Origin of the sequence: Acutalibacter intestini (genome assembly GCF_034334985.1) — a bacterium.
Taxonomy (GTDB): Bacteria; Bacillota; Clostridia; order Oscillospirales; family Acutalibacteraceae; genus Acutalibacter; species Acutalibacter intestini.
Window position 1 is genome coordinate 1 of sequence record NZ_JAWXXL010000154.1, and the last position, 512, is coordinate 512.

General features: G+C 60.4%; 1 protein-coding gene. It reads right to left on the reverse strand.

Annotated features, from left to right (window positions below):
- The coding region (locus U8U68_RS22185; protein ID WP_322204669.1) for a hypothetical protein at positions 1 to 512 on the reverse strand (512 nt) is incomplete at both ends.

The following is a 512-nucleotide window of genomic DNA, read 5'->3' on the forward strand; positions in this document are numbered from 1 at the left end:
GCAGCTCGTACAGCTTGGGCTTATCGCCGGAGCTGCCGGAACCGCCGCCCGCCTTGGCGGACAGAACGATTTTCACGTTGGCGTACACGTTCTCACGGTCGCCAGCGGTGCGGTTGTTCTGGGTGCTGTCGTCCTCATCCCAGTTGGCCTTGGTGATAACGGTGAGCCAAGCGGTCCAAACGTCGCCAACCTTAACAAAGCGGATGGTGTTGTTCACGCTGACGATGGGCTCGTCTTGGCCGTAAGTCCCGCCTGCGGACCAGGAATCGCCAGTCAGGTCCTCAATGCCAGTGGTCTGGGGATCTTCCACGCGCACCAGGCCGTTGCCATTGGCAAAGCGGGCATAGAAGTGGCTGGTGGTGTGGTGGGAAGTGTTCAGCCACTTGTTGTTACTAACAGGAATGTAGATCACCGCGTCGCCGTTGGCGTCCATGGTAATGCCCTGGGCCTCGCCCACGGTGCCGGCGCCGTCATGCGTTTGGGTGGTTTCTTCACGGTCGATAATGGCCACG